Below are 8,519 nucleotides of genomic sequence, written 5' to 3'. Positions count from 1 at the left end.
CGCTCATTTGCGACTTCCTTATGTTAACATCTCCGTTAGTTAATGTCAACTAAGTTTTTTTATTTCATTTGTCGCTTACGACGTTATTGTCATCGGCGACTTGTTCTATATTACACCCCTGTAGATCAATCGTCAATACCTTTTATCTTTTTTATTTTATAAATCATAAAAGCTTTGCCTTCTCTTAATTTCTAATACATCCTTAGAACTTCTTAAACTTATGTATTCAAATTAACAATCTGCAGCCTACACTCTCTAACTTAATACTAATACTTTTCTAAAGAATGAATGTGAGACCAAGTAAATATATATTAAGGATAGTATTTTTTCTTTTAGTACGTTCTCCCTCCTGCCCATCTCTAGGGGGATTATAAATAAAACACTTCTCTTCTTTACCTTTAAAAAAGGGAAAGAAATCTAATACCCTTAGGAGGCGTTATGAAATGCATGTTAATAAAAAGATAATTTATGTATCCCATGATGCCCATTTCCACGGAGCACAGCTACTTTCTTTACATACTATTAAGGCTCTTAAAGAAAACTTTGATTACTCTGTTGCAATTATTTCTATTGGATCCGGTATTTTAATTCCCGATTTTCAAAAGTACGGTCCTGTTTATTGTCTCGAGCAAGGTTATCAAACAGAAGAAAAGGTCGAATTATTAATAAAGGATTTATTATCACAGAATTTTACCCTCGCCATATGTAGCACTGTCATAAGTGGCGATATCGTCGCATTACTAGCTAGACAAAATATAAAAGTTGTTTCATTAATACATGAATTACCGCATTTAATACAACAGTACTCTGCTGAAGGGAAAGCTAAAAACATCGCTGAATTTGCTTACAAAGTTGTCTTCCCTTCACAATACGTATATGAAAAATTTCGTACAATCACTGAATTGGATCCTCAAAAATGTCACATTCTCCCTCAAGGTTTGTTTAACCACAATCCTTATAAGAACAATATTGCAAAAGCTAGAAATGAGTTACGTAAGAAGCTTAACCTGCCTCTAGATAGCAAAATCATCTTGGGTGTAGGCTTCGCAGATTATCGGAAAGGGATAGATTTATTCTCACTTATCTCTTACTCAGTAAGAAAGACTCACAAGGATATTCATTTCATTTGGGTAGGGAGAACAGACGTTCAATTCCTGAATACACTGCCCCCTAAATATAAAGCACATTTCACATTAGTCGATCCTACTCCCGATATCGGATTATATAACGCTGGGGCTGACTTATACTTATTAACTTCAAGGGAAGATCCTTTTCCAAATGTTGTTTTAGAAGCATTAGATGCAAAACTTCCTGTTATAGGGTTTAAAAATGCTGGAGGTTTTGAAGATGTTGTTACAGAAAAAACTGGTGCCTTAGTAGACTTTTTAAATTTACCCAAAATGCTAGAAAAAATATATGAATTTATTCATGATGAGGGATTACGATTACAAAAGGGAAGCTTTGGCCAAGAACTTATCGAAAAAAACTTCAATTTTCTTAATTACATTTATCAATTACTAGATCTTCTCGAACATAATTACAAAAAGATAAGTGTAATCATACCGAACTATAATTATGAAAAATACTTACCTGATCGAATCGAATCAATATTAAACCAAACCTACCCTCTTTACGAACTAATTTTCTTAGACGATGCCTCCACTGATCATAGCGTATCAACTTTTAAAAAGCTGCTTTCAAAAGAAAATAAGACCCACCTGAAGGTTCAACAGATTATTAATGATAAAAACTCTGGTTCTGTATTTAAACAATGGATAAAAGGAGTCTCTGCAGCAACTGGTGATTATATTTGGATCGCAGAGGCCGATGACTTATGCGATAAGACATTTTTACAAGAGGTGATACAGGGGTTTTATATAAATAACAATATTACCTTAAGTTACACACAATCAAAACAAATAGATGAACAAGGAAATGTATTGGCTAATCATTATTTAAATTACACAAATGATATCGATAAAGAAAAATGGAAAGCCCCCTATTTTCGAAAAGGCGTCGAAGAAATACAAGATACGTTACTTATCAAAAACACTATACCTAATGTTTCAAGTGTAGTTTTTAAAAATATAGATATGAAGAAAACGGAAAAACAGTTAGAGAAGTTCAAAATAGCTGGCGACTGGTTCTTCTATGTTTCTCTTCTTACAGAGGGAGATATTTACTTCAATCCAGCCCCCTTAAACTATCATAGACGACATTTAAATAGCGTAACGAGAACAGAAGATTCATACTCCCATTACAATGAAGTTGTGCAAATGCAAAATTTCATTAAAGAAAAATTTACTATCGACGACATTTCTAAAATGAAAATGTATACATATAGAAAGTATCTTAAAACATACTTAAAAATTTAAACGTGTGCTTTCTATGCCATCAATATCTCTTGTAAGGCGCTACTATTATTTAAGGGGGAATACTCTTTGAAAGACTTTATAGAGGAACATAAAGATTTAATTTCTCAAATCGCACACAGCTATAATGTAAATGCAAGTATCCATCCTGAGGATCATATCTTTCAGTTCATTGTCACTAATCCCGTCTTCCCATCAAAAAAAGAAGCGATAGATTATTACTTTAAAGATGGGCAAAACTCAGCACAAATACTCTTAAACTTAATTACTTCCCTTTATCCTCCTACAGTCAATCCAATTAAATTGTTAGAATTTGCATCCGGATACGGCTGCGTAACACGTCATTTATTAAATCTACAAGCGAATTTGAGTATAACCGCTTGCGATATACACGAAGAGGCTATTTCCTTTATTGAAAACAAATTAAATAATTCTTCTATATTATCTCATCCTGAGCCTGAACAGTTAAAATTGGACTCCTCTACGTACGATATCGTTTTTTGTCTATCCTTTTTCTCTCATATGCCTGATACAACTTGGTTTCGTTGGCTGCAAACATTGTATAACGCTGTTTCACCTGGTGGTTTATTCATTTTCACAACCCATGGCTATCAAAGCAAAAAATACTTCGGGTTTCCAAATTTAAATGAAAAGGGCTATTGGTTTCTCTCTTCTAGTGAACAATTCGATTTAGATGTGAATCAATACGGACAAACGATAGTTAGTCCCTCTTACGTGTGTGACAAAATTAAATTATTACCCCATAACCCAATTATCAAAAAGTATACTGAAGGATTTTGGTGGGAACATCAAGACCTTTGGGTTATAGAAAAAGAAGTAAATTAATAACCCACGCTCTGCTTATATACAAGTAGAGTGTGGGTTATTATTTTTTACTATATAAGAACTCTTCAATCCATAGCTTATTTAATCTAATCCCATGTTTAAAATCTATTTTAGGTTCCCAATTCAATTCTTGTTTTACCTTATCAATATTTAAAATGATTTTTTGAACGTTCTCTTGTTTTTGTTTGTAACAGATAAAATCCACTTTTCTTTCTGTTATTTTCTCTAATTCCACTATAATTCGTTTTAAAGAAAGACCTTTGCCACTCCCTATGTTGTATACGCAAGATTTCAATTGATTTAATTGTGCTAGTTGTATAGTAATTTCAACTAAATCATCGATATAAATATAATCTCTAATAATTTCCTCCGGATTCCCATATATATGAATCCTTTCATTACTGAGATGCTGGTACAAAAAACAATTTATCGCCCCTACTTTTTTTAAGGGGTTTTGGTATTTTCCATACGGATTAGAATATCTACATACAACATAATCTATTCCATATTTTCTCTTATAAAAATACAAATAATTCTCCAGCGAAACTTTTGTTATTCCATACGGGGAAAGTGGTCTTAATGGATGTTTCTCATCAATAGGCAAATATTCAGGTTCACCATAAACTGTGCCTCCCGAAGAAGCCAATATAATTTTTTTAATACGAAAATCTTTAACACTTTCCATGAAATTAAGAAAAAATAGACTGCTATTAATATCACCGAAAACATCTTCAATTGAAGTTGCTACGTTAGACGTCGCAGCTAAATAAATAATAATATCTATATTCACTAAAGCCTTATATATATCCTCAACATTTTCTAAATCACCTTTAATAAATTCAACTTCACTTATAATATTTTGAGGAAAATTATTTATATGTCTGGAAAATACTTTTACATTTTGCCCCTGTTTCAATAAACCCAATGCGAGGTTGATACCAATGAAACTATTTCCACCTACTATTAAATAATTATTCTTCCTCATAATATCATCTCTCTAGTAATAAATTTTTCCTATCGTCAAACTTAAAAATATACACAAATAAACTGGATCATTTTGATTATTCATCCTCTTATCATTGTATGTTTGTTATAAATTTTCATTATCTTTATTTTCTATTTTCATTTTATAATAGCTTCCTTATTCAGGTTGACTGCAAAAACACTCATAATATTTACTCATCCCCATGAATATATTTAATAAACAATCCTCACTTGTTTACCCCATAAAAAAGCTTCTACATACACAAAGTTCTCAAAAAAGGAGCGCTAAACTCATGAAAAATATAAATCAAGAACTTTTAAATCATGTAATCCTACATAAAGATCGAATTCCGCATTACCATAAAGACTTTCCCCTTATACTATTTTGGAGTCATAGAAGCGGATGCACCTCATTAGCTAATTGGTTCTTTTTTCAAATTGGATTATTTACTGAAGCAAAGAAATACAATGACTTTATTCATTACTATGAGTTCTGGGTGTATAAAAACAGTACAAATTACATTCAACAATTACAAAATAGTCTTCTAGAGGCTAAAAAAAATGTTTGTAAACTTGTACGAAATCCTTATACAAGAGCTGTCAGCTCATTTTTATTACTTGCTGACAATCCATATGCTAGCCCACAATGGGAAAGCATCCGTCATTATTTTTATAATGATAAATATAGTAATCAAGGAATATCATTTAAACAATTTTTATATTACGTTCAGGCATTCGATTCCAATTCCCTAGCTTTAGATATACATTTTAGTCAACAATACGTCCCTGGTGAAGAAAATTTCATTCAATGCTATATTCCTTTAGAAGATTTTAATACACAAATCACCAAGATAGAACACATGTACGATTTGATGAAATCCCCTTTAGCACTTTTTACAAATTCAGATCATCATCGCGCTCACAAGATGATTTATGCAGGAAGCTATGCAGAACTTAGCATTACAGATCCAGGCTTTCCCCGATTTCCAACATACGAAAGCTTTTATGATAAAGAAACTATGGATTTAGTTACAGAAATATACGCACAGGATTTTGAAATGTACCCATACACGAAAGGGATATTTTAAGTCTATACATTTTTCCACGAATAAAAGCTGATACATCGCATAGCATAAAGTGAAACTTTAATTCGAGTGGGAGTTCTCTCCAACTAATTATTCCCTTCTCCTAATCGTAATTTTAAGAGATACCTAACTTTCACCCATTTCCTTTAATTTCGCCGATTGTTGACGTGTATCATACTTTCCATACATAGATTGCATTTATTAACATAGGAGGGATATCGTGTGGAAATCAATTTGAAACACAATAATGGGTACTGCGTTATTTGCGAAAAGAAAGCTACATTTATAGAGCATAATGATTGGCTTAGAGATCATTATTTATGTTCTACATGTAACTCTATACCAAGGCAGCGAGCTTTAATCCATGCTTTACATACATTTTTTCCAAAATGGGATTCCTATAATATTCACGAATCCTCTCCTGGAGGAATTACGACTCAGCTACTATTAAAAAACTGTAAAAACTATACTTATTCTCAATACTTTAGAAATTATCCTCTTGGCCAATACTTTCAAGGTATTAGATGTGAGAACTTAGAAGACATGACTTTTGAAAATGAATCTTTTGATTTATTCATTACTCAAGACGTTTTTGAGCATGTAATGACGCCAAACAAAGCCTTTAAAGAAATAGAACGAGTATTAAAACCTGGCGGTGCTCATGTATTTACTGTCCCTTGGTATCATACACTCACAAAAACTGTGCAAAGAGCAAGAATGAATAAAGAGGTGATTGAATATATTGAAGAGCCCATTTATCATGGAAACCCTATTGATGAGAATGGATCTTTAGTAACGTTCGATTGGGGGCAGGATATGATTGAATATATTTATACACATGCAAACATGTATACAATTGTTTTTTTACAAAAGGATAGATCACTAGGGTTAGATGCTGAATTTTTACATGTTTTCATTAGTAAAAAGCAAGAAAATAAAGTTTAATCACTATATAATTCGGAGGTTTAACAAATGAATAACTTTAAGTTAGGAAGTGATTTTGATCATCTTGTTAATTCAGTATCTGATGCCGAACTTCTAAATTTATTTATACAAAGTTGTTCACAAACAACGATAAATGGGGTTCCCGTACCTAGATTTCCTCCTGAAGAAATTCAAAAACAATTTGTAGGTGCTTCCTATGAACATGCTCTTTACGAAGCATATTTGTTTTATAGCCATATAAAAGAATACGCCCAAAATTTAGGAGTTCCCTTGAATAAAGAAAGTAAAGTTTTAGACTTCGGATGCGGATGGGGAAGAATTATACGCTTCTTATTTAAAGATGCCTCTGATCAAAATTTACTTGGCATTGATGTCGATCCTGCGATGATCACACTTTGTAATGAAACACTAGGAAGAGGGATATATAAAACAGCAAGCCCACATCCCCCTGTAGATTTTATTAGCGACAATTCATTAGATATCATATTCGCTTATTCTGTATTCTCACATTTATCCGAAGCAACTGCCGAAAATTGGGTAAAAGAATTTTCAAGAGTTCTTCGCCCTGGTGGAATCTTCATCGCAACAACACAAGCGCGCTATTTTCTTGATTTTTGTCAACAATTCCAAGAACATCCTGAATTAATTCAAACAGGATGGCATAAAACTTTATCTCAAGCTTTTCCAGATATACATCGCGCCATCTCGGATTATGAAAACGGCAAATTTGTTCATAGTCCCACTGGTGCAGGGGATGTTAGAAATAGTAGTTTTTACGGAGAAACCGTTATACCTAGGACTTATATTGAAAATCATTATGAGAAATATTTAAAGCTACAAGACTTTTTTGATGATGTAAATCGATTACCACAGGCCCTCTTTGTCCTTCAAAAAATTTAATTCCTTTCATTCAACATAATAAATTTCATGACGAAAAGTACTTTCTATTTCAGATATATATCAAATTACCTAATACTCTCTTATTAAGTAAGCTTAAAAAATCCAATACATACCATAAAAAAAACAGTAAACAGATAACATATCTCTTATTTTAAAATTGCTTCACCAAATCAAGAATAACTTCCCAACACTTGAACTACGAAAAACACGAGGGGGATATAACTTGAAAATAATCGCTTTTTACTTACCACAATTCCATCAAATTAAAGAAAATGATCGATGGTGGGGGAAAGGATTTACTGAATGGACAAATACTAAAAGTGCACGACCTTTATTTTCAGGACATTATCAACCTAGGGAACCTTATCAAGATTTTTATTACGACTTAACTACCCCCTCCGTAAGAAAGTGGCAAGCAAAAATCGCTAAAGCATACGGTATATATGGTTTTTGTTATTATCATTACTGGTTTAAGGGAAAAAGACTATTAGAAACACCCTTTAATGAGGTACTAAAGATGAAAGAACCTGACTTCCCTTTTTGTCTTTCTTGGGCAAATGAACCATGGACAAAATCTTGGGATGGTCTCGATAAACATATATTAATGCCTCAAGACTACGGAGATATATCTGATTGGAAGGAACACTTTGATTATTTATTACAGGCTTTCCAAGATGAGAGATATATTTATATAGATGATAAACCTCTATTCATTATTTATCGTCCAGGACATATTCCTGATTGTGAAAAAATGCTTAATTACTGGAATGCATTAGCGCGAGAAAATGGTTTAAAAGGTATATACTTTGCTGAAACATTAAACAGTTTTCCACTACCTAATATAAATGGATTCGATGCTAGCATTCAGTTTGAACCTTTCTATACAATTGCCCATGATAGCTCTTCAGACATAAATAAGGTAATATATGATTCTGATATGCAATTAAACGTTTGGGACTACGATAAAGTATGGATGTATATATTACAACGATCGCTCCCAAAGAAAAAAACATTTCCTGGTGCTTTTGTTGATTGGGATAATACTGCACGACGTAAAAACGCGAATAGCAGCATCTTTGTAGGTTCTACCCCTGAAAAGTTCACCATATATTTAAGCAAGCAAATTCATCGGACTTACTCTTTTTATAACAGCGAGTTTTTATTTATTAACGCATGGAACGAGTGGGCGGAAGGAACTTACTTAGAGCCAGATAAAAAATATGGATTTTCTTATTTAGAAGGGGTTAAAAATGCAATTGATAGAGGTATGAAAGCATACAAAAAAGACGAGTCATTCTGACTCGTCTTAAAGTTGCTTGGCGACGTCCTACTCTCACAGGGACAAGGTCCCAACTACCATCGGCGCTAGAGAGCTTAACTTCCGTGT

General features: G+C 32.7%; 7 protein-coding genes. 6 read left to right on the top strand and 1 reads right to left on the bottom strand.

The genetic code is table 11. From position 1 onward, the window contains the following. Window positions 1–443 precede the first annotated feature (443 nt). Entirely contained in the window at window positions 444–2,375 is a 1,932-nt protein-coding gene (locus AB6801_RS31100) for a glycosyltransferase (protein ID WP_000558376.1), read from the top strand. A 66-nt stretch (window positions 2,376–2,441) separates the two neighbouring features. Next, the gene (locus AB6801_RS31095; protein ID WP_000651241.1) at window positions 2,442–3,218 is read left to right on the top strand and encodes a class I SAM-dependent methyltransferase; all 777 of its coding nucleotides are present in this window, start codon (window positions 2,442–2,444) and stop codon (window positions 3,216–3,218) included. Between the two features lie 40 nt (window positions 3,219–3,258). Here AB6801_RS31095 and AB6801_RS31090 read toward each other — a convergent pair whose 3' ends face one another. Then, a complete protein-coding gene (locus AB6801_RS31090; protein ID WP_001230827.1) occupies window positions 3,259–4,203 on the bottom strand; it encodes an NAD-dependent epimerase/dehydratase family protein in 945 nt (314 codons plus the stop codon). Window positions 4,204–4,495: 292 nt separating this feature from the next. Here AB6801_RS31090 and AB6801_RS31085 point away from each other — a divergent pair, with 292 nt between their 5' ends. The 4 genes from AB6801_RS31085 to AB6801_RS31070 all read left to right on the top strand — a co-directional run bounded on the left by AB6801_RS31085 (window position 4,496) and on the right by AB6801_RS31070 (window position 8,432). After that, window positions 4,496–5,290, top strand: a complete 795-nt coding sequence (locus AB6801_RS31085; RefSeq protein ID WP_000790054.1) for a sulfotransferase family 2 domain-containing protein — start codon at window positions 4,496–4,498, stop codon at window positions 5,288–5,290. 219 nt (window positions 5,291–5,509) lie between these two features. Next, a complete protein-coding gene (locus AB6801_RS31080; protein WP_000405117.1) occupies window positions 5,510–6,232 on the top strand; it encodes a class I SAM-dependent methyltransferase in 723 nt (240 codons plus the stop codon). A gap of 27 nt (window positions 6,233–6,259) precedes the next feature. Next, window positions 6,260–7,132, top strand: coding sequence for a class I SAM-dependent methyltransferase (locus AB6801_RS31075; RefSeq protein WP_001058695.1), 873 nt, complete (start codon window positions 6,260–6,262; stop codon window positions 7,130–7,132). A gap of 223 nt (window positions 7,133–7,355) precedes the next feature. Next, complete coding sequence (locus AB6801_RS31070; RefSeq protein WP_000690999.1) at window positions 7,356–8,432, top strand: glycosyltransferase WbsX family protein; 1,077 nt, start codon at window positions 7,356–7,358, stop codon at window positions 8,430–8,432. The last annotated feature ends 87 nt before the right edge of the window (window positions 8,433–8,519 follow it).

Source organism: Bacillus sp. RCC_6_1, assembly GCF_041360755.1.
GTDB classification, from domain to species: domain Bacteria; phylum Bacillota; class Bacilli; order Bacillales; family Bacillaceae_G; genus Bacillus_A; species Bacillus_A cereus.
The sequence above is the reverse complement of the archived record's forward strand: the minus strand, read 5'-3'. Positions and strand labels throughout refer to the sequence as shown.